Source organism: Colwellia marinimaniae (assembly GCF_002207865.1).
GTDB lineage: Bacteria > Pseudomonadota > Gammaproteobacteria > Enterobacterales > Alteromonadaceae > Colwellia > Colwellia marinimaniae.
In genome coordinates, this window is record NZ_BDQM01000208.1 from 1 (window position 1) to 281 (window position 281).

The following is a 281-nucleotide window of genomic DNA, read 5'->3' on the forward strand; positions in this document are numbered from 1 at the left end:
GAAGTGAGTAATGAAATTATTTCTAACATTTATCTGCATCATACCTTCCGAGCATTTATTAAGCATTTCGCTATAAGTTCTCGCTGGAAGAGGTAGTTTTTTCATTGTACTTTACCTTCATCTCTGTTCATTATCATCGCTTTTAAAACGGTTCGACCTTCTAATCCTATCTGACCATTATAATTTTTTAGAATGGTTTCATAAGAAAGCTCTGAATCAACGGACTGCGATAATAAGTGGTGGTATCCAGAATTTGTCACTTCAAGTAAAAACACCTCACG

At 34.9% G+C, this 281-nt stretch carries 1 protein-coding gene; it reads right to left on the reverse strand.

The annotated features are described in order from the left end of the window. Positions 1 to 101: 101 nt before the first annotated feature. A partial coding sequence (locus MTCD1_RS21920; RefSeq protein ID WP_438819302.1) for a hypothetical protein occupies positions 102 to 281 on the reverse strand: 180 nt, incomplete at its 5' end.